The organism is Plantactinospora sp. CNZ320 (assembly GCF_002846275.1).
The window spans coordinates 1,637,545-1,658,328 of record NZ_PJMP01000001.1 but is presented as its reverse complement, the minus strand read 5'-3'; the positions used below and the strand labels follow the sequence as shown (position 1 = coordinate 1,658,328).

Here is a 20,784-nt window from a genome sequence, read left to right as displayed (position 1 = left end):
ACCCGGCGTTGAAGGAGTGAGCATGTCGTGGATCCCGCACGCGTTACCGGCGGCCCTGCCGCCGCTGGCCCCGCTGGCCGGCGCCGGACTGATCGTGATGCCGGTGCTCAACGTGGAGTCCTGGCCGTTCGACCGGCCGATGCCCCGCAAGGTGCTCACCGGGCCGCACGGGCGCGACGACGTACCTGACGTGCCAAACTTCAGCTGGGTCGACTACGGTCTGCGGGCCGGCGTCGAGCGGCTGGTCACCGGGTTCGTCGAGCGTGGGCTACCGGTCGGGCTCAGCGTCAACGCCGCCATCCGTGACGACTATCCCGCCGTGTTCGACCTGCTGCTGCGGACCGGGTGGGAGTTCATCGCCCACGGGGTACGCCAGGAGTCGCTCACCGGCGCCGCCGACGAGCGTGAGGTGGTCGAGGCGTCGTTGCGGATGCTCACCGAGGGCACCGGGGTACGCCCGCGTGGCTGGATGGGCCCCGGCCTGGCCGAAACCATGCGTACCCCGCAGGTGCTCGCCGAACTCGGCGTCGAGTACATCTTCGACTGGTCGGTGGCCGACCATCCTCTGTGGATGAGCACCGAGCCGCCGCTGCTGGCGCTGCCGTACAACCTCGAACTCAACGACAGCGTCGTCATCGCGGTCGAGCGGCAGCCGATGCCCGAATACCAGCGGCGGGTCCGTGAGACGGTCTCCGTGCTCAAGGCCGAGTCGGCCCGGGGCGCCCGGGTACTGGCCCTGCCGCTGCATCCACACCTGCTCGGCGTACCGCACCGGGTCCGTGGCCTGATGACGCTGCTCGACGAGATGGCCGCCGACCCCGACGTCACCTTCGCCGGCCCCGGAGCCGTGGTCGACTGGTACCGCGAGCAGGTCCCGTCGTGACCCCGTCGGGCGGCCCGGAGGCGCCGGAGGCGCAGCACCCGCAGCAGCCGGTCACCTTCACCGAGAGCGTCCAGCCGGCACCGGTGCACACCTTCGCCGGGTTGCTCGACGACGGGCTGCCGACCCCGGAGGCCGGCGATCCGCTCCCGCCGTTGTGGCACTGGGTGGCCCTGCCCCGGTGGCCGGCGGCCGGCGCGGTGGGCCCGGACGGCCACCCCGAACACGTGGTACCCCGGCACCCACCGGGCTTCCCGCGCCGGATGTTCGCCGGCGGCACGGTACGGCTGGTCGCGCCGCTGCACGTCGGCGCCACCGTGCACCGCACCGTCCGGGTGCTGTCGCAGACCCGCAAGAGCGGACGGCAGGGCGAGTTCATGCTCGTCACGGTCGAGACCCGGCTGACCGGTACCGACGGGCACCTGGCCGTGCTGGAGACCCAGGACATCATCTACCGGCGGGCCGCCGAACCCGGCGCGACGACAGCACTCGGCGCGACGGCGGCACCCGGCGCGGCGGCGGCCGGCGCGCGTGAACCGCTGCCGCAACCGGACCCGGTGTCCCGGCTCCTGGAGCGGGCCGGTGACGGCACCTGGCGATTCCGTACCGACCCTCGTCTGCTGACCCGGTTCAGCGCCGCAACGGCCAACGGACACCGCATCCACTACGACTGGCCGTACGCCACCGGCGTCGAGGGCTATCCGGGGCTGGTCGTGCACGGCCCGCTGATGACCCTCGCACTGCTGGAGACGGTACGGCTGTGGGAGCCGGAGCGTCAGCTGCGCGTCGTGGAGCACCGCAACCACTGGCCGCTGTTCTGCGGGCAGACCGCCGAGATCAGCAGCGTCGCCGGGCCGGAGACGACGTCGACGCTCACCATGTCCAGCCCCGGCGTCGACGGTGAGCCGGTCGTGCACACCACGGTCCGGGTGGAGTACGGCCCCTGACGACCCTGTGCCGGACCGGGTTGACAGCAGTACGGGCCACCGCTCGTGGGTGCCGCCCCGCAGAGATCACCGGAGGCCGAGACGGGCCGGTCGGGCTGCGTGGTTGGATGGACGGATGGCTACTGACCTGGTCGCTTGCGTCGCGGGTGCCGGCTCGTCTCCTCCGCCGCCCCCCGGAGTCGAGGAGATTTCGCCCGGGTTCACCCACGCGCTGCGGCGTGCGGGCGGCACCGTGGCGCAGGGGCTGCTGGGGGAGCGTTCCCGTCCGCGCGGCCTGAGCGCTGCACCGTCAGTGTGACCTGGAGGAACCGGATGATCCGCTTCCGACCCGTGCCGGTGCTCGTGGGCGCGGTGGTCACGGTGACGGTGCTGGCGGCGCTGCTCGCGGTGCCGGCTGTCCGGAACCTCGTCGCGCCCGCCCGGCCCGGCGCGGCCGAGTGGTCCTCGACCGGTGGCGCCCCGACAGGTGGTGCCCCGGCTGACGGTCCGGTCACCCCCGACGCCGCCGCCCTCCGGCCGGCCGCCACCACCCCGGTCGGAATCAACGGCCGGCTGCGCGTCTGCGGCGCCAGGCTCTGCAACCAGCACGGCAAACCGATCCAACTGCGGGGCATGAGCACCCACGGAATCCAGTGGTACGCCCGGTGCGTCAACGACGCCTCGTTGGACGCGCTAGCCGACGACTGGCGGGCCGACGTCCTGCGGGTCTCCCTCTATGTGCAGGAGGAGGGGTACGAGACCGATCCGCGAGGCTTCACCGATCTGGTGAACGACTATATCGAGCAGGTGACGAAGCGCGGGCTCTACGTGATCGTGGACTGGCACATGGTGAACCCGGGCGACCCCAACCACAACCTCGACCGGGCCCGGACGTTCTTCGCCGAGGTCGCCGCCCGGCATCGGGACAAGACGAACATCCTGTACGAGGTGGCGAACGAACCCAACGGCGTCTCGTGGTCGAGGATCAGGTCGTACGCTGAAAAGATCATCCCGGTGATCCGCTCCCAGGATCCGGACGCGGTGGTGCTGGTGGGGACCGCAGGCTGGTCCACCTTCGGCCTCTCCGAGGGCGGCTCGGAGCAGGAAGTGATCAGGAAACCGGTTCGGGCCGGCAACGTGATGTACACCTTCCACTTCTACGCGGCCTCGCACGGCACGAAGTACTTCAACGCGCTGTCCCGGGTGTCGAAGGTTCTCCCGATCTTCGTCACCGAGTTTGGTACCCAGACCTACAACGGCGACGGCGCGGACGATTTCGCCGACGCCCGGCGGTACCTCGACCTGATGGCCAAGCGCAAGATCAGTTGGGTGAACTGGAACTACTCCGACGATCCACGGTCGGGGGCGGTCTTCAGGGCCGGGACCTGTTCGGGCGCGGAGTACGCCGGCACCGGCGTACTGAAGCCAGCCGGCGTCTGGATCCGCGAACAGCTACGCACCCCCGACGCCTTCCCCACCCCCTGACGCCCAGACCCCTGTCCCGCCACCTCGGTGGTCGGCCGCTGCACGGCTCTACACGCTCAATGACCTTGGCCTGCATCCGAACCTCTTGCGCGGCTTATGTGCGGGCGGCTGGGAGAAACACCTCGTAACAGAGTTCCGCGCTTCTGTCTCGACGCCCGCCCAGTCAGCCCTGGAAAATGCATTGAATCGCCGTAAATGGCGATTACAGAGTTCGCGAACCGTCTTCTCCGAGGCGTTGACCCCATATCGTCGACCTGTCCGAGATTGTGCCCTGGCGGAGGCAGGACTCTTGTGTCGCACCGCTGCTGGCGACCCCCGGACTCGGGGTGACAGCGGGGCTGCGCTTCGTGCAAGCCGTCCCGGGAATGGGACTCTCCTGCTATCCGACCCTGGTACGCCGGCCGGCGCACCAGGGTCGCGCCGATGTTACCGATCAGGATGTCCAATCTGCCCGGCCGGCAATGATCTGCGTACCGAGTTCACGACGCTTGTCAATGTCGTCTACATTGACCTCACTATCGCTGAAGAGTGCGGGAGATTCGTTGACTTCGTTGCAGATCAGAGTGGCCGCCAACTTCACCGCCGCGCCGCTCGCGGAGTCCCTGGAGTTCGTGTTCGGCCGGGCCGACATCCCCGCCGAGGTGACGTACGCGCCGTACGGCGAGGTGTTCCAGCCACTGCTCGACCCCGAGGGTGCCCTGCGGGGCAACAGCGACGGGGCGAATGTGCTCCTGCTGCGCCGGGACGGGTGGCTGGACGGCGGAGCGGACGCCGCCGGGCAGATCGCCGACGACCTCGTGCGGGCGATCGTCGACTGCGCGGCGGCGACCGGCGTGCCGCACCTGGTCGTGTGCTGTCCCGCCGACGATCCGACCGACGCCGCAGCCTCGGCCGGATTCGAACGGAGGCTTGTCGACGGGCTTGCCGGCGACGCCCGGATCCGGGTGCTGTCCGAGGCCGAGACGCTGCGTGGATATCCGGTGCCAGCCGTCCACGACCGGTACAGTCTGGCGACGGCGGACATTCCGTACACGCCGGAGATGTACGCCGCGCTCGCCCTGACCATCGCCCGGGCGGTGCACGCCTGGCGGGTGCCGCGGCCGAAGGTGATCGTCGTCGACGCCGACCACACGCTCTGGGACGGGGCCGTGGGCGAGGACGGCCCACTGGGCGTGCGGGTCGGCCCGGAACGCCGGGAGATCCAGCGGCTGCTGCTGGCGCAGCGCGACGCCGGCCGGCTGATCTGTGTGGCCAGCAAGAACGCCGAGGCGGACGTGCTGGCGGCGCTGGACGGGCATCCGGACATGCTGCTGCGGGCCGAACACCTGAGTGGCTGGCGGATCAACTGGGCGCCGAAGTCGGCGAACATCGCCGAACTCGCCGCAGAGCTCGATCTGGGCCTCGACACGTTCGTGTTCGTCGACGACAACCCGGTCGAGGTCGCCGAGGTCCGGGCGGCGCATCCGGCGGTGCTGGCGCTGTCCCCGCCGCCGTCCGCCGACGACATGCTGGCGTATCTGCGACACTGCTGGCCGCTGGACCACCCGCGGGTCACCGAGGACGACCGGTTGCGGGCCGCACGCTACCGTACGGAGCGCCAGCGCGACGCCGCCCGGACGAGCGCGCCCTCGCTGGCCGAGTTCCTGGCCGGGATCGACCTCGTCGTCGAGGTGGAGCCGATGGGCGAGTCCGACGCCGCCCGCGTCGCGCAGCTCACCCAGCGGGTCAACCAGTTCAACCTTGCCGGCACCCGCCGCTCGGTGTCAGAACTGGTCGCGGCGCAGCCGGGTGCGGAGCGCCTGGTCGTGCGGGCGCGGGACCGGTTCGGTGACTACGGCGTGGTCGGCTCGGTGACGGCCACGCTGACCGGCTCGGAATACCGGGTGGACGGGCTGTGGCTGAGCTGCCGCGCGCTGGGTCGTGGTGTGGAGCACCGGGTGCTCGCCGCGATCGGAGCCCGGGCGGTCGAGCGTGGCCTGAGTACGGTGTCGCTGCCCTACCGCCCGACCGAGCGCAACCAGCCGGCGGTCGACTTCCTGCGTGGCCTGTCGGCGGAACACCGGACCGGACCGGACGGCCTGGAGTTCTTCGACCTACCGGCCGGTGCCGCGGCGACAGTGGTGTTTCGGCCCGGTCCCGGGCACCCGGCGGCGCCGGCCCGGACCGGGATCGCGCCGGCACCGGCCGTCGTCACCGACAGCGCGGCCGTGGACCTGATCGCCCGCTCGCTCGCCACCCCGGCGCAGGTGCTCGGTGCGCTCGCGGCCCGCCGGTCCGCTCCGGACGCCGCCGAGCTGGCCACGGATGACGCGACCCAGGCCGTGGTGGCGAAGATCTGGGCCGAGCTGCTGGAGTTTCCGCCCCGGACGATCCACGACGACTTCTACGAACTCGGCGGCCACTCGCTGCTGGTGGTGCAGTTCGCCGCCCGGGTACGCGAGGAGTTCGACGTGGAGTTGCCGGTCGACGTACTCTTCACCGACCGGTTCACCGTCGCGGACATGGCGAAGGCGATCGACGAACAGCGCTTGGCGTCCGGCGACGACGACGTGCTGCTCGGGCTGCTGGCCAGGCTGGACGGGCTCTCCGACGACGAGGTGCGTCGCCTGCTCGACGCCGAGCGGTAGCCGGCGATGGCGACCTTTCTGCTGTGCACCGACGGGACGCACGGCGACGTGCTGCCGTTCCTCCGACTGGCGCAGGGGCTGACCGCCCGGGGCCACGAGACGGTCGTGTACACCCACCAGGTCTACGCCGAGTTGGCCGCACGGATCGGGATCCGGCTCGTCGCCACCGACACCACGGAGGCGTACGAGCGACTCCTCGAAGACCACCGCGACGTCCTGCTCAACGTGCTGACCCGGGTGGACCACGTGGTGGACTTCTACCACCGCAACGGGATCTTCGACCAGATCCACGGTGAGTTCGCCGCGATGGCGGCGCTGGCGCGTACCCGCCCGGCCGGCGAGGTGGTGCTCGTCGGCCGGCACACCTCGCGGCTGTCGATCCTGCTCGGCCGCGAGGCGCTGCGGATACCGGCGGCCTGGGTGTGCGTGACGCCGACCCAGCACATGGGCGCGCCGCTCACGCAGCGGCTCTATCCACGCGGGCTAGCCGATCCGATGAACGCGCTGCGGGACAGGTTGGGACTGCCCCCGGTGACCGACTGGGGCTCCTGGCTGTCTGATGTGGACGGCTGTGTCTGCCTGTGGCCGGACTGGTTCGACTCCGCGGGGCATCCGGCGCCGGCTGACGCCGCCCGGGTCGGGTTCCTGCTCAACGACGAGGCCGAGGGCGGGGCGCTGCCCGCCGAGGTGGCGGCGCTCGTCGCCGACGACCTGCCGGCCGAGGCCCGACCAGTGCTGATCACCGGCGGGTCCAGCCGGATGCTGCACCGCGACTGGTACGCCACGGCGGTGGCCGCGGTCGCCGCTGCCGGCCGTACCGGGATCGTCGTGTGCCGGTACCGGGACCTGCTGCCGCCGGACCTGCCGGACGGCATGCGGTGGTTTCCGGCTCTGCCCTTCGCCACCCTGATGCCGGAGGTCGCCGCGGTGGTACACCACGGCGGGATCCTGACCTCCGCGCGGGCGGTCCGGTCCGGCACCCCGCAGGTCGTCCTGGCGCACGGCGTGGACCGCCCGGACAACGCGCGCCGGCTGCGGCAACTCGGGCTCGCCGAGTGGCTGCCGGCGGCACGCTGGGAGCCGGCCGGCGCGGCCGCCCAGCTGAGCCGGGTGCTCGCCGACCCGGGCTACCGGCAGCGCGCCGCCGACCTGGCCCCGACGATCGACGGCGCGACCGCGCTCGACGCCGCGTGCCTGGCGGTGGAAAGACTTGTCGGCCGGGCGGTGGCGGCGGCCCGCCCCGTTCCGGCCCTGGCCGCTGCGGCACCTGGTCCTGCGGTCTCCGCCGGCCCGACGTCGGTCGAGGCGCTGCCCGCCGGGGCGGCGGACGGACCGGATCCGCGCCTGGCCGGACTGTCCCCGCAGCGGGCGGAGCTGCTGCGCCGCTGGCTCGACCGGCAGGCCGGCCCGGCCGGCTCCCTCCCGAACAACTGACCCCCACCGGAACCAGACGACGCCCCACCACCGGAACCAGACGACGCCCCACCGGAACTACACGGCACCGGCCGAGCCCACACGGTCGCGGCGAGCGAGGAGAGACGCACGGATGGACGCCACTGCACTCGACCACGTCGGCGTGGTGACCGACCAGGCCGAGCCGGCCCGGGAGAGCCTGCGACGGCTCGGGTTCACCCTCGCCGAGGAGGGCGTCGCCGACGCGTACGGGGTCGCCTGCCAGTTCTGGTCGCCGGACGGCAAGCCGGGCCCGACGATCGAACTGGTCACCGCGACCCGGGCCGGATCGGCCGTGGACGGCCACCTGAACCGGCACGGGCCGGGTGTGCACCACGTGGCGGTGGAGGTGGAGGACGTGGTCGCGGCCCTGGCCGAGCTGCGCCGGTGCGGCGCTGTGCCGATCGACAACGTACCCCGGCCGGGCGCCCGCCCCGGCATGCGTGTCGCGTTCGTCTATCTCGGCCGCGCTACCGGGATGATCGTGGAACTCGTGGACTACCGTGGCGTGCCGGGTGGTCCGGCGTGAGCGTCACCGGAGAGGACCGGATCGTCCCACCTACCGGCGACCGGGTCGCTCGGCTTTCCAGTGAGCGGCAGGCACTGCTGGACCGCTGGCTGGCGCGGGCCGAGGCGGCTCGGCCCCCGGCAGGTCCACGGCCGATCACGGCCCGCCCGCCGGGCAGCCGACCACCACTGTCGTCGGCGCAGGCCAGGATGTGGTTCCTGGAGCAGTACGCTCCGGGCACCAGCACGTACACCATGTGGATGCCGATGCGGCTCGGTGGCGCACTCGACGTGGACGCGCTGCGTACTGCGCTGCGGACCGTGGTCGCCCGGCACGAGAGCCTGCGGATGCGGTTCCCGGTCGGGCCGGACGGCGTGCCCTCGGTCGACATCGCCGAGCCGGCCGACGTGCCGATGCGCGTGCTGGACGTGTCGGACGCGATCGACGGAGCGGATCCGGCCGATGCGGCTCGCAGGCTGCTGGAGCGCGAGGTGGCCCAGCCCTTCGACCTCGCCGCCGGTCCGCTGGTCCGGTCGGTCCTGGTCCGGCTCGGTCCGGAAGACCACGTGTTCTGCCTGCTCGTCCACCACATCGTGATCGACGGTTGGTCCACCGACATCGTGCTCAACGAGATGTGGCTCGGCTACGACGCGGCCCGCGCCGGCCGGGAGCCGGACCTGCCGGAGCTACCGGTCGGGTACGGCGACTACGCCGCCTGGCAGCACGACTGGTTGACCGGTGCCGACGCCGACACCGGTCTGCGGTACTGGCAGGACCGGCTGGCCGACGTGCCCCCGCTCGCCCTGCCCACGGACCGTCCGTATCCGCCGGCCCAGACGGTGACCGGCGCCACCGTGACGTTCCGGTTCGACGCCGCCCTCACCGCGGGCCTGCGGCGGGTGGCCCGGCAGTACCGGGCCACCGAGTTCATGGCGCTGATGGCCGGCTTCCAGGCGGTTCTCGGCTGGTACGCCGGGCAGTCCGACTTCGGCGTCGGCAGCCAGGTCGCCGGCCGGGACCGTGCCGGTACCGAGGGCATGGTGGGGTTGCTGGTCAACACGGTGGTGTTCCGGGCCGACCTGGGCGGCGATCCGAGCTACGCCGCGTTGCTCGGCCGGGTCCGGGATGCCGCCGTGATCGCCTACGCTCACCAGTTGCTGCCGTTCGAGCACGTGGTGTCCACGCTGAACGTGACCCGGGACGTCCGGCGGCCGCCCGTGTTCCAGGTCAACCTGGCGATGCTCAACTGGGACCACGCCGGGCGGAGCAGGCACGGTGGCCTGCTGGTCACGGCCTTTCCGGTGGACAACCCGGTCACCCGGCACGAACTGGCGTGCTACATCCGTCCCGACGACGCCGGCCTTGCCGGCCACATTACCTACAACACCGACCTGTTCGATCGGGAGACCGTCGCCGGTCTCGCCGACCGGTTCCGGGTGCTCCTCACCGCCGCCGTGGCCGAGCCGGACCGGCGGCTGTCCGAGGTAGACCTGCTCGGCGCGGCCGACCGCGCGCGGTTGGCGGCCTGGTCCGACGGTGGTGCGCTCGCCCCGAGCGCACCGACCCTGCCCGACCTGATCCGCCCGTGGACGGTACGCACTCCGGACGCACCGGCCGTGGTGTACGGGACCAGGACCCTGTCGTACGCCGAGCTCGCGGCGGCGGCGCAGCAGTTGGCGGCGCACCTGCGGCGACTGGGCGCCGGTCCGGACATCCCGGTGGGCATCTGCCTCGACCACGCCCCGGCCCTGGCCGTGGCGGTACTGGCCGCCGTGACCGCCGGTGCCGGCTATCTGCCGCTGGATCCGGAGGCGCCGCCAGCGCGGCTGGAGTTCCTGCTGTCGGACTCCGGCGCACCGGTCCTGGTGACCGAGGCGGGGCTTCGGGACCGGTTCACCGGCTTCGCCGGCGAGATCGTCATTGTCGACGCCAGCGGCGCCCCGATCGGATGCGTCGACGCCAGCGAAGCCGAGGTCGGGTGCGTCGACGCCGGGGAGGCCGCAGTCGGGTGCGTCGACGCAGTGGAGGCGGTAGCGGAGGAGGACCCGGCCGGTGCCTCCCTGCCCGACCGGGTGGCCGCGCCGGACGACCTCGCGTACGTGATCTACACGTCCGGCTCCACCGGCCGGCCAAAGGGGGTCGCGGTCGCGCATCGCCAGCTCGTCAGATACCTCGACGGGGCGCGGGAGAGGCTGCGGATCGCCCCGGGTGGCCGGTTCGGGCTGATGCAGTCGATGTCGTTCGACTTCAGCGTCACGATGTTCTGGCTGGCGCTGGCAACCGGTGGAGTGGTGCACCTGCTGCCCCGGCGGGTCGCCGGCCGCGACCTCGCCGCCTATCTGGCGCGTACCGGGATCGACTACCTGAAGCTCACCCCGTCGCACCTGGCCGCGCTGGCCGGGGACGTCGACGACGTCGCGGCGCTGCTGCCCCGCCGCGCGCTGCTGCTCGGCGGAGAGGGTTCGCGCCTGGACTGGGCCCGCGATCTGGCCCGACGTGGCCGGATCGCCGTCATCAACCACTACGGGCCGACCGAGACGACCGTTGGCGTCACCACCTTCGAGATCCCACCGGGCGGCGACGTACCCGCCGAGGTGGCCGGCAGCGTCGGTACGCCGATCGGCCGGCCACTGCCCAACGCGCGGGTCTACCTGCTGGACCAGCGGCTGCGGCCGGTCCCGCCGGGTGCGGTCGGCGAGGTGTGCATCGGCGGGGACCGTCTTGCCCGTGGCTACCTCGGCCGGCCCGAACTGACGGCGCAGCGGTTCCTGCCCGACCCGTTCGGCCCACCCGGCAGCCGGCTCTACCGCACCGGCGACCTGGGCCGGTGGCTGCCCAGCGGCGACCTGGAGTTCCTGGGTCGCCGTGACGACCAGGTCAAGCTACGCGGATACCGGATCGAGCCGGGGGAGGTGGCGACGGCGCTCGCCGCGCTGCCCGGCGTCGGTCAGGCCGTTGTCGTGGTCCGCGACGAGCGGCTCGTCGCCTACCTGGAGCGGGCGGCCGGGCCGGCGCTCTCCGACACGGACCCGAACGCGGACTCGAACGCGGACCCGAACGCGAGCGTGGGCACGGCGGGTGGGGCCGATCCCGACATCGCCGAGATCCGGCGCTGGCTGGCGCCCACCCTGCCGGAGTACCTGCTGCCGGCCCAGGTGGTCTGGCTGGACCGGCTGCCGCTGCTGGCGCACGGCAAGGTGGACCGGCAGGCGCTGCCCGAGCCGGTGGTGACGCCGTCCGGGGGCGACGGCGGATCCAGCACGCCGGACGGGCCGGTGCAGTGCGCCATCGCCGAGGTGTGGGCGCAGGTGCTGCGGCTGCCGCAGGTCGGCGCCGACGACGACTTCTTCGACCTCGGCGGGCACTCGCTGCTGGCCACCCAGGTGGTCAGCCGGTTGCGCCAGGCACTGCCGGCCGGCACCCGGCCGGTCACGGTGATGGATCTGTTCAAACACCCGACGGTACGCCGGCTCGCCGAGCACGCCGAGCGGGCCGGACCGGCCTCGGGCGAGCTGCTGCACGAGTTGACGCCGTCGGTCGACCCGGCCCTGCACGTCCTGTCACTGGTGTGCGTACCGTACGGCGGCGCCACCGCGATCGTGTACCAGCCGCTGGCGGACGCGCTGCCGTCCGGGCACTCGCTGTTCGCGGTGGCACCGCCGGGCCGGGACCTCGCGACGGCGGAGGCCGACCGGTCGGTGGAAGAGGTGGCCGCCGCGTGCGTGGCCGAGATTCTGGACCGGGTACCCGGCCCGCTGGTCGTGTACGGGCACTGCGGCCCGGGCGGCGCGCTCGCGGTGGAGATCGCCCGCCGGTTGGAGGCCGTCGGCCGCCCGCTGGCGGCGGTGTACCTGGGCGGCGTGTTTCCGTTCGCCCGCCCCACCGGCGCGCTCGGCCGGCTGGCCAGGACGCTGCGGATGGAGCGGCTGCGCAGCGACACCGTCTACGCCAACTGGTTGCAGTCGATGGGCGCCGACGTCGGAGCGTTGGAGCCGGACGAACGCCGCCACCTGATCGGGGCGATGCGACGCGACGCCGAGTTCGCCGAGGACTATTTCACCCGTCTGTTCGACCAGGGTGCGGCGCGGCTGCGCGCCCCGGTCGTGTCGATCGTCGGCGAGCGGGATCCGGGCACGGAGTACTACCAGGAACGGTTCCGGGAGTGGGCCTTCCTCGCCGACCGCACGGCACTGGTCGTGATCGACGAGGCGGGACACTACTTCCTGAAGTACCGCGCGCCGGAACTCGCCGAGATCGTCACCGGTACCCACCACCGGTTGGCCGTCGCGCCGACCGCTGGTACGGTCGTCGACGCCGGGACGGACCCGGCGCTGGCCGGTCCGGCCGACGGTACGGGCACCTGGCGGGTCGGCGGTGTGCAGCACGGAGACGCCGGATCCGAGCCCGCCGGGCCGAGGCCGAGCATGGCCCGTTTCCTGACGGTTGCGCTGAGCCAGCTCGTCGCCAACACCGGCGCGGCGCTCACCACGTTCGCCATCCCACTATGGATCTACCTGCGTAGCGACTCGCTGCTGAGGTTCGCCCTCTTCTCGGTGGTGGCCACGCTGCCGGGCATCCTCGCCGGACCGGTCGCCGGGGCGTTGGTCGACCGGGGCGACCGTCGCCGTACCCTGATCGCCGCCACCGTGGCGGCGAGCGTGTTGCAGGGCAGTCTGGCCCTGCTGGTGTGGAACGACACCGTTCCGGCGGGTCTGCTCTACGGGCTGCTGGCGCTGCTGTCTGTGGCCGTGGCGGTGCAGCGGCTGGCCTATCTCAGTGCGGTGCCGCAACTGGTGCCCAAGCGATACCTCGGCAACGCCAACGGGGTCGTGCAGTTGGCGGCCGGAGCGGCAAACTTCCTGGTGCCGCTGCTGGCGGTCGGGCTGCTGGCCGCGATCGGGCTGGCCGGCATCCTGGTCGTCGAGGTCGCCTGCTACGCCGTCGCGCTGCTGGTCCTGGGGTTCACCAGGTTCCCCGCCACGATGGCGTGGCGTCGACGGGAGTCCGTCGGCCAGGAGATCCTCGGCGGGTTCCGGTACTTCTGGAGTCGTCTCGGCCTGCGCGCCATGCTGATGTTCTTCGTCGTGATCAACATTTTTCTCGCGATGGTCGTGGTGCTGCTGTCCCCACTGGTCCTGACTGTCGGCACCCTCACCGACGCCGGCCGGGTGGCGACGATCGCCACCGCCGGAGCGCTCGCCGGTGGTCTGCTGGTCGCGGTCTGGGGCGGGCCGCGCCGGTACCGGATGCGGGGCATGCTGATCAGCACTGCCGGATACGGCGTGAGCGCCCTCGTCGTCGCGCTCCGGCCGGATCTGGGCGTCATCGCCGCAGGCGCGGTGGGCATGTCGTTCTTCCTCGTGGTGCAGAACGGCATCTGGATGACCATCATCCACACGAAGGTGCCGCAGCGCTTCCACGCGCGGGTCATCGCGCTCAACCAGATGGTCGCGCAGAGCGTGGTGTCGGTCGGGTTCATCGCCGCGCCGATGCTCAGCGAGGTGCTGGGGTCGCTGATCCGGCCCGGCGGTGCGTTGAGCGCGATCCTCGGGCCGGTGCTCGGGGTCGGCCCCGGGCGCGGGATCGCCCTGGTCTACGCGGTCTGCGGGCTCGTGATGGCCACCGTGTCGCTCGGCGCGTTGCGGCGTACCAGGCTGGCCACGTTCGACCGGACGGTGCCGGATGCCGAACCCGACGACCTGGTCGGGCTCGCCGCGCTGGCCGAGCGGGGCCAGCCGGGTCGTTGACAGCCAAATCGTTGATAGCCGGGTCGTTGACAGCCGGTCACCGGGCGGTGTTCACCGCCGCCGAGGCGATGGTGCCCCGAACCCCGCCGTCGCCACCGAGAACCGTCCCAACCGGGCTGGCACATCCCCTGCGAGACGCCGACAGTAAGGGCAAGAGCAACGTCTGCCGCGAGCTCCGGCTTACCCTTGACCTGGAGCGGCCAACAGTCATGCCTGACTGAGATCGACGAGGTTTCCGTCCCTGTCACGGACACAGGACGTGCGCGGCTTCCAAGAAAAGTCCGTAGCCGGATGGACCTCAACTGCGCCCGCCTTGAGCGCGCGGTCGTGAGCGGTGTCGACATCGTCCACGAGCAGCCCGAATCGGGTGCTCCCACTCTCCGACGCCTGGCCATCGCACTCCTCGAGCGTGATCAGGAAGAACCGGTCGCTACGGTAGGTGCCGAACTGCAGCGACGAGATCGCCTCGTTGAACACAACGTCGAACGCAGTCGTGTAGAAGGCCGCCGCCTCCTGGACATCACCGACCTTGATTCGGATCTGGACGGGCCGAACGGCCTGCAACGCGGGCATCGAAGTTCCCTTCTCGATGAATTCGTCGACGGCGAGGATCCGCTGCGACAGCTCACGCACCTGAGCGACCAACCGATCCCGGTGACCGTCGAGCGTTGACCGGACCTGTCCTGCGGCTTGCCCCACCACCGCCCGGATCTCATCGATCGGCACGCCGACGGCACGCAGGCCACAGATCAGGCGAGCGTCGTCGAGCTGGCTGCGGCGATAGCGCCGGTAACCGGTGCCGGCATCCACCCGGGCAGGTTTGAGCAGCCCGATCTCGTCGTAATGACGCAGCGCAGGGACGGTCAGGCCGGTCGCCGCGGCGACCGCACCAATGTTGAGCAGATCATCACCGTTCACCCGTCCAGCTTCGAGCCTCAGGCCGCACGAGAGTCAAGCTCCGCGGCCGGGTGAGATCAGCAACCACGCGTTCGTCGCCGTGCGGCCCTTGACAGCTTGATCACGTGGGATGTCTCTACAGGGTTACGGCCGTAGAACCGTGCTTCAGCAGCCATTCCGCGATAGCGGAGTAGTCCGTGTCGGTGAGGCCGCGGCGCGGGTCCACACGGTGCAGGAGCGCGGGCGCACTGTGGTGCGACGCCACCCAGGTCCGGTCGACGTCCGTGATCTCGTCGTCGACCCATACGAAAGAGCGTCCCGCAGCCCACTCGACGAGGTGGCGTGTCTTCCAGTGCAGCCGACCGTCGTCATCGTCATCGTCATCGTCGTCCGGCCAGTCGACGATGGGCAGCTGCGGCAGGCCGAGCCGTGGTGCGAGCACCTCGTTCGCCTCGGCCATCCAGGTCGTGGCCCAGACCAGGTCGCAAGGCAACATGGTCAGGCGGCGGCCGTGTTCAGGTTCGAGCCGGGCCAGCAACGGGTTGGCCTCGGCGTCCATCTGCGGCGCGGCGCCAGCGAACGGCAGGAGCGTCCCGTCCACATCGAGGAACAACAGCGGACGCGCACCGATACCGTGTTCGGCGAGACGGCGTACCCCCGCCCCACCCTGATCCGACCAGACCTGATCCGCAGCCCAGTCCAGCCACTCGTGCGGCGGTTCGTCGGCTCGAAAGTACGCGATCCTTGCCGCCTCGTCCATCGGGGCGGACCCCCACCAGTGCGACCAGACCATCAGGTGCCACTCGCCGTAACCCATCCGCCAGCCGATGCTGAACCGCTCGATTTCCGGGTGTGCCCGCCACGGCGGCAGAACCCGCCCATGGGCGTCAAGCTGCTCGCGCACCGCGGCGTCGAGAAGTTCCCGCGTCCGGTCATTCACCGCCTATCCTCCTCGGCTCAGTTCGATGACGGATCGCGGTCAACGTACACGTTCCACTGCCATGGAAGTTCCGCGCTGCGGGCGGCGCAGCCGAAGTCATCGGCGTTGCTGATGTTGATCTGCTCGCAGACCGGGCAGCAGCGGAACCCGAACGCCGCAGTGAACCTCCGGAATGCTCCAGCCCCGCCTTCTCGCGAGCGGCGGCTACGGCCGGGCCATGAGGAGGGCTCCGGGACCTGTGGCCGCCGGTGGGCGACGTACAGCTCACCGGCGGCGACTCAGGGGTCAGTCACGAGGGACGGGCCTTGGGGTGATGAAGAACGCCAGGCCGGCAGCGGCGGCGGCGGCGATTGCAGCGGTGGCGAAGCCGCGGGAGAATCCCGCAGCGCTGGTACCCGCGATGCTCGCCGCAGCCATGCTCGACACGACGGCCGCACCGAGCGATGCGCCGAACTCGTGGAACGTGCTGACGATTCCGGACGCCAGACCTGCCTGTCCCGGGTCGATCTGTCCAAGCGCGGTGGCGGACGCGACGACGAACACCGCCCCGGTACCGGCGGCGGCGAGGCTGACCCCGGCGATCATGGCTGCGGTGCCGTCCCACAGCGCGGGGAGCGCCATGCCTGCGGCGGAGATGAGGAGTCCCATCACGCCGAGGATGCGAGGGCCGATGCGACCAATTATGCGGCCTGCCGCGTTCGCGCCGATCATGGTGGCGACGGCCACGGGGAGGAAGAGCAGCCCGGTGTGTAACGCGCCGTACCCACGGTGGTCCTGCAGATAGAACGATCCGAGGAAGAAGACGCTGATCATCAGAGCGGTGGCCACGAGGATCAGCAACGCCCCGGTCGCCACCGGTCGGCGCAGCAGTAGCCGCATGTTCATGAGCGGACTCGCGGCGAGGCGCTGGCGGGCGACGAAGGCGCCGTAGAGGATCGCCGCGGCCACCAGCAACGCCACGGTCGTCAGGGTGCCCCAGCCTCGGTCGCCGGCTCTGATCAAGGCATAGATCAGGGTTCCGGTGGCAGCCGTCACCAGTACCGCGCCAAGCACGTCGAGTCGACCCGGCGCGGGGCTGCTCTGCCCCGGCGGGAGCAGCGCCCGCAGGGCGAGCACCAGCACAAGTCCCACCGGGACGTTGACGAAGAACACCCAGGGCCAGCCGGGCCCAGCAGTCAGCAGCCCACCGAGGAGAACACCCAGGGCGGCGCCGGTGCCGCCCAGCGCTGACCAGATTCCGAGTGCCTTGTTGCGCTCGTCGCCGTCGAAGATCGTGACGACCAGTGACAGAGCAGCGGGGGAGAGGAGCGCCGCGGCGAGGCCCTGGGTGACGCGGCCGCCCAGGAGCATGGCACCGTTGGTCGCCAGTCCGGCGGTCAGGGACGCGGCAGTGAACAGTATGAGCCCCACGAGTACGAGGCGTCGGGCTCCGAACAGGTCGGCGGCGCGTCCCCCGAGGAGGAGCAGGCCGCCGAAGGCAAGCGTGTACCCACTCACCACCCAGGTGAGGGTCTCCCGCTCCAGCCCAAGATCTGCACCCATGTGGGGCAGGGCGATGGCGACAACGGTGACGTCCAGGATCAACATCAGTTGTGCGACGCCGACGAGCCCCAGGATCCGCCAGCGACGCGGGTTCGGGCTGTGGGTCGGCCTGGTCAAAGCCACGGGTTCGGCCATGAGTAGCCGCCTCCTTCCAGTCAAGTCGAACGGTAGTGTTCGAGTTGCAGGGGCAACCATAACTCGTACACGCCTGTTCGACTTGAGGAGTTGCATGTCTCACTCCGGAACCAAGCCGTCCCGCCGAGCTGACGCGCAGCACAACGTGGAGAAGATCCTGGAAGCCACCGTCACCTGCCTCGGCCGAAACATCGACGCCAGCGTCAGTGAGATCGCGCAAGCAGCGGGAGTGGGCCGGGTGACGCTGTACGGCCACTTTCCGTCACGGACGGCTCTCGTCGAGGCTGCGCTGACACGAGTCCTGCTCAAGGGGGAGGATGTCCTGGCGGGTCTGGATCTCACTGGCGACCCCCGGGAGGCGTTACGCCTCCTGGTCGAGTCGAGTTGGCTACTGATGGCTCAGGCGAGCGCCGTCCTCGAGGCGGCGCAGGCGACGTTGCCTCCCGGGCGGATACGGGAACTACACGCGAAACCCGCCCAACGCGTCGACGAACTGATTCGCCGCGGCCAGGCCGAAGGCGTCTTTCGCGACGATCTCCCGGCAACCTGGCTGGCCAGCGTCCTGCACCACATTCTCAAGGGTGCAGCCGTCGACGTGGCCGACGGGCGACTGAAACAGGCAGACGCGACGCGCTTCATCTCCGAGACCGTCCTGGCCGCCTACACCTCTGCCGACAACTAGCCACTGATCGCGGCCGGTCCTGAGGCGACCTGCCGGCGGAGCTGGACGCCATCGTCCTGTCCGTCGAGTACGCCGCGACCCTCGTGGAGGGCGAGCCTGAGGGCTGGGGCTTCACCGGCGCAGGCCGGCCCGTGAGGCCGAGCTGGTGCTGAACTCTTGACTGCCGGCGAGAGCGATAGTGATGACCATCGCTGCACGCTGCGGCGCCAGGGACTGAGATGGGGTACGGCGCGTGGAAATATAGTCGACGTAGGTCGATTAACTGAACGGGGGATCAACGTGACGACACAGTTGTCCAAGGCCATCGCCGTACCGGGTCCCGCCGGGCATCCGCTCCTCGGCATGCTGCCGGCGCTCCGCCGCGACCTCCTGGGATCGATCCTGGACGGCTTCCACACGTACGGCGACGTGGTGGCTTACCACGTCGGACTGCCTCGGGGGCCACGTGCCGTCAGCGTCGACGTGGTGAACGTGCACCACCCCGACGGCATCCATCAGGTCCTTACCACGCCTCAGGTCTTCAGCCGCCGTGCGAGCGCGTACGAAATCCTTCGGGAGTTCATCGGTGAGGGCCTGCTGACCAGCGACGGAGACCGTTGGCTGCGACAGCGGCGGACGCTGCAACCGCTGTTCACGCCGCGCCGGGTAGCCCGCTACACCGAGCTGATGGCCGAGGAAGCGGCCCGGGTCGTCGACGACATGGCGATCACCACGGGATCCGTCGTGGACCTGTACCAGGTCATGCAGCGCTACACGATGCGGGTGGTCGGCCGGGCGCTGTTCGGCGACGACATCGACGAGGTCGTCCCCCGTTTACAGGAGCTCATGCCCATTCTGGGCGACCTCGCGCTGGCGCGCGCCCTACAGGTCGTCAAGCTGCCGCTGAACTGGCCGACTCCGCGGTCCCGCCGGATCATGCAGGTACGTGCGACCCAGTACGAGATCATCGACCACATCATCGCCGCCCGCCAGCGGATGGGCGGCGAGGAGAACGAGGATCTGCTCAGCCGGTTGTTCGCGGCCGAGGATCCGGAGACCGGGCAGGCGCTGTCCATGGAGGAAATCCGGGATCAGATGCTCGTGTTCCTGCTCGCCGGGCACGAGACGACCTCGGCCGGGCTGGCCTTCACCATGCACCTGCTGGGTCGGCATCCCGAGGTGCAGGAACGGGTCGCGGCCGGAATCGGCACGGGCGACGAAAAACTGGTGCGAGCTGCGGCGATGGAAGGCATGCGGCTGTACCCGCCCGTGTACAGCATGGAGCGAATGACCGAGTCTGACGTCGTCGTCTCCGGTCACCGCATTCCGGCCAATACCAAGGTGGTAGTTGCTCCCTGGGTCACGCACCGGCATCCGGAATTCTGGCCCGACCCGGAGCGCTTCGAGCCCGACCGGTTCCTCGGGCAGCAGGAGCGGCCGCGCTACGCCTACTTCCCGTTCGGTGGCGGGCCGCGCAGTTGCATCGGGGAACACTTCGCGCTGCTGGAGATGACCGTACTGCTGAGCGCGTTGCTCGCCCGTTACCGTGTGGACACCCGCGAAGAGCGGCTGGAGGTCGTACCGATGGTCACTCTGCGTCCGGCTGGCGCGGTCCGGGCCACGCTGACCGTCCGGTGAACCGGTGTCCTGGCTGATCCGGACAGGATCAGCCAGGACACCGGTTCGGCCCGGCGTCCGGTTGTCGCTACCTGACTCGGGTCCCGTCACCCGTCGCGACGGGCATCGGCTCAGGGGCAGGCGAAGCGGTAGCCACGGCGGCGGGCTGAGGGCGGGCGGCAGGTTTCCGGGATTTGGCGAACCGGCGCATCATCGGCCGTTCCACGCCGATGTGAAGCAACGACGCAAGGCCGAGGGTCACCAGGTAGGCGCCGACCATCACGGCCAGCGCAGCGGCGACGCCGAAGCCGCTCGGCGACATGTTCCCGGCGCCGTACAACACCAGGATGTGAATGAGGTAGAAGGCGAAGGACGTGTCGCCCAGCCAGCCGGCGACCCGCCCGCGCAGCGGTGAGCGGTGCCCCTCGACGTCCGCTCGCGCCGCGGCAGCCACCAGCAACGCGAGCGGGATGACCATCGCCGCGACCACCGAGTAGAGCAGCGGCACGACCTCGGAAATGCCGTAGAAGGCCAGCGTGACAAGCGCGGCGGCGGGCAGGCTCAGCCTGATCCACAGCCCCCGCATGACGAGCTGGGCGATGACGATCCCGAGGACGAAGTCCAGCATCCGGATCAACGGGAACTGTTGTACGAACCAGAACTGCGGAAATGCCGCGTCCGCGTAGGTGTACGTCGGCTCGTCCGGCAGGAACGCCGTGGCGACGACGGGTGCGACAAGCATCGCGGCGACAATGCCACCCGCGATCGACCAGAGCCAGGCAGCGGAGAGCCTTCGGGCGCCGGCGAGCAGCCACGGGAACGATGCGTAGAAGAAGATCTCACAGCTCAGCGACCAGCTCGGCGGATTGACTCCGTTGAAGATGAACTCATCCGGAATCCAGCTCTGCACCAGCGCGACGTTCGCAAGCGTCGGCCACAGCGGCGCGCCCCCTCGTATCAGGACCAGAAGAACGATGAACACGGCACAGACGACCAGGTGGTTCGGCAGGATCCGGGCGGCCCGACGGCGCCAGAATCGGCGATTCGGCTCGTGGTCCGGAGCCGACCAGGTCAGGACGAAACCGCTGAGGATGAAGAAGAAGCCAAGCGCAGCAGATCCGGTACGGCTGAGAGCGGTGTACCACCAGTCGTCGACCCGCTCGTCGGCGAAAAAGCCGAACAACGTTGTGTGGGAGAAAAAGACCGTTACTGCGGCGATCCCCCGCAAACCGTTGAGCGTCGGCAACTGCCGGGCCATACGTCCCGCCTGCTGTGTCATCGGCGGCCACCCTCCGTTGGTTCGGAAATCTCCTGTCTGCGTACCGGCCGGCGCGTCCGGAATGCCTCCTCCGCGATGTCGGCCGCGC

12 protein-coding genes and 1 pseudogene are annotated in these 20,784 nt (G+C 70.6%); 9 read left to right on the top strand and 4 right to left on the bottom strand.

Features of this window, described 5'->3' with window-relative positions; all coding sequences use genetic code 11:
- Positions 1 to 22 precede the first annotated feature (22 nt).
- The 7 genes and pseudogenes from CLT71_RS07190 (at position 23) to CLT71_RS07155 (ending at position 13,625) form a co-directional block, all read left to right on the top strand.
- Positions 23 to 883 (top strand): polysaccharide deacetylase family protein, encoded by an 861-nt coding sequence (locus CLT71_RS07190; protein ID WP_101366413.1) that lies wholly within the window; start codon positions 23 to 25, stop codon positions 881 to 883.
- Positions 880 to 1,827, top strand: coding sequence for an HTD2 family dehydratase (locus tag CLT71_RS07185; RefSeq protein WP_199187538.1), 948 nt, complete (start codon positions 880 to 882; stop codon positions 1,825 to 1,827). Before CLT71_RS07190 ends, CLT71_RS07185 begins: the two co-directional genes overlap by 4 nt.
- Before the next feature lie 382 nt (positions 1,828 to 2,209).
- Positions 2,210 to 3,291 (top strand): annotated as a pseudogene (locus tag CLT71_RS07175) (glycoside hydrolase family 5 protein); the annotation flags it as partial.
- Between the two features lie 551 nt (positions 3,292 to 3,842).
- Positions 3,843 to 5,918, top strand: a complete 2,076-nt coding sequence (locus CLT71_RS07170; RefSeq protein WP_158242191.1) for an HAD-IIIC family phosphatase — start codon at positions 3,843 to 3,845, stop codon at positions 5,916 to 5,918.
- Between the two features lie 6 nt (positions 5,919 to 5,924).
- On the top strand, positions 5,925 to 7,352 hold the full coding sequence (locus CLT71_RS07165) for a nucleotide disphospho-sugar-binding domain-containing protein (protein ID WP_101366411.1): 1,428 nt from the start codon (positions 5,925 to 5,927) through the stop codon (positions 7,350 to 7,352).
- 112 nt (positions 7,353 to 7,464) lie between these two features.
- Positions 7,465 to 7,899, top strand: coding sequence for a VOC family protein (locus CLT71_RS07160; RefSeq protein ID WP_101366410.1), 435 nt, complete (start codon positions 7,465 to 7,467; stop codon positions 7,897 to 7,899).
- Positions 7,896 to 13,625, top strand: coding sequence for a non-ribosomal peptide synthetase/MFS transporter (locus tag CLT71_RS07155; RefSeq protein WP_199187537.1), 5,730 nt, complete (start codon positions 7,896 to 7,898; stop codon positions 13,623 to 13,625). Before CLT71_RS07160 ends, CLT71_RS07155 begins: the two co-directional genes overlap by 4 nt.
- Before the next feature lie 207 nt (positions 13,626 to 13,832).
- On the opposite strand, the gene CLT71_RS07150 is transcribed toward CLT71_RS07155, so the two are convergent.
- The 3 genes from CLT71_RS07150 to CLT71_RS07140 form a co-directional block, all read right to left on the bottom strand.
- Positions 13,833 to 14,543, bottom strand: a complete 711-nt coding sequence (locus CLT71_RS07150) for a MerR family transcriptional regulator (protein ID WP_143743392.1) — start codon at positions 14,541 to 14,543, stop codon at positions 13,833 to 13,835.
- 115 nt (positions 14,544 to 14,658) lie between these two features.
- Positions 14,659 to 15,153, bottom strand: coding sequence for an HAD domain-containing protein (locus CLT71_RS37865; protein ID WP_486483658.1), 495 nt, complete (start codon positions 15,151 to 15,153; stop codon positions 14,659 to 14,661).
- A 594-nt stretch (positions 15,154 to 15,747) separates the two neighbouring features.
- On the bottom strand, positions 15,748 to 17,139 hold the full coding sequence (locus tag CLT71_RS07140; protein WP_101366408.1) for an MFS transporter: 1,392 nt from the start codon (positions 17,137 to 17,139) through the stop codon (positions 15,748 to 15,750).
- A 145-nt stretch (positions 17,140 to 17,284) separates the two neighbouring features.
- On the opposite strand from CLT71_RS07140, the gene CLT71_RS07135 reads away from it, so the two are divergent.
- Together CLT71_RS07135 and CLT71_RS07130 are read left to right on the top strand one after the other, a co-directional pair.
- Complete coding sequence (locus tag CLT71_RS07135) at positions 17,285 to 17,821, top strand: TetR/AcrR family transcriptional regulator (protein ID WP_199187536.1); 537 nt, start codon at positions 17,285 to 17,287, stop codon at positions 17,819 to 17,821.
- A 279-nt stretch (positions 17,822 to 18,100) separates the two neighbouring features.
- Complete coding sequence (locus CLT71_RS07130) at positions 18,101 to 19,438, top strand: cytochrome P450 (protein WP_101366406.1); 1,338 nt, start codon at positions 18,101 to 18,103, stop codon at positions 19,436 to 19,438.
- A 67-nt stretch (positions 19,439 to 19,505) separates the two neighbouring features.
- Here the strand turns inward: CLT71_RS07130 and CLT71_RS07125 are convergent, their stop codons facing one another.
- Positions 19,506 to 20,696, bottom strand: a complete 1,191-nt coding sequence (locus CLT71_RS07125) for an acyltransferase family protein (RefSeq protein ID WP_101366405.1) — start codon at positions 20,694 to 20,696, stop codon at positions 19,506 to 19,508.
- Between the last annotated feature and the right edge of the window lie 88 nt (positions 20,697 to 20,784).

What these genes read in the sequence shown, in the direction of transcription:
- CLT71_RS07190 (WP_101366413.1), top strand. Translation starts at nt 23, where the DNA reads ATGTCGTGGATCCCGCACGCGTTACCGGCGGCCCTGCCGCCGCTGGCC.
- CLT71_RS07165 (WP_101366411.1), top strand. Translation starts at nt 5,925, where the DNA reads ATGGCGACCTTTCTGCTGTGCACCGACGGGACGCACGGCGACGTGCTG.
- CLT71_RS07160 (WP_101366410.1), top strand. Translation starts at nt 7,465, where the DNA reads ATGGACGCCACTGCACTCGACCACGTCGGCGTGGTGACCGACCAGGCC.
- CLT71_RS07140 (WP_101366408.1), bottom strand. Translation starts at nt 17,139, where the DNA reads ATGGCCGAACCCGTGGCTTTGACCAGGCCGACCCACAGCCCGAACCCG.
- CLT71_RS07125 (WP_101366405.1), bottom strand. Translation starts at nt 20,696, where the DNA reads ATGACACAGCAGGCGGGACGTATGGCCCGGCAGTTGCCGACGCTCAAC.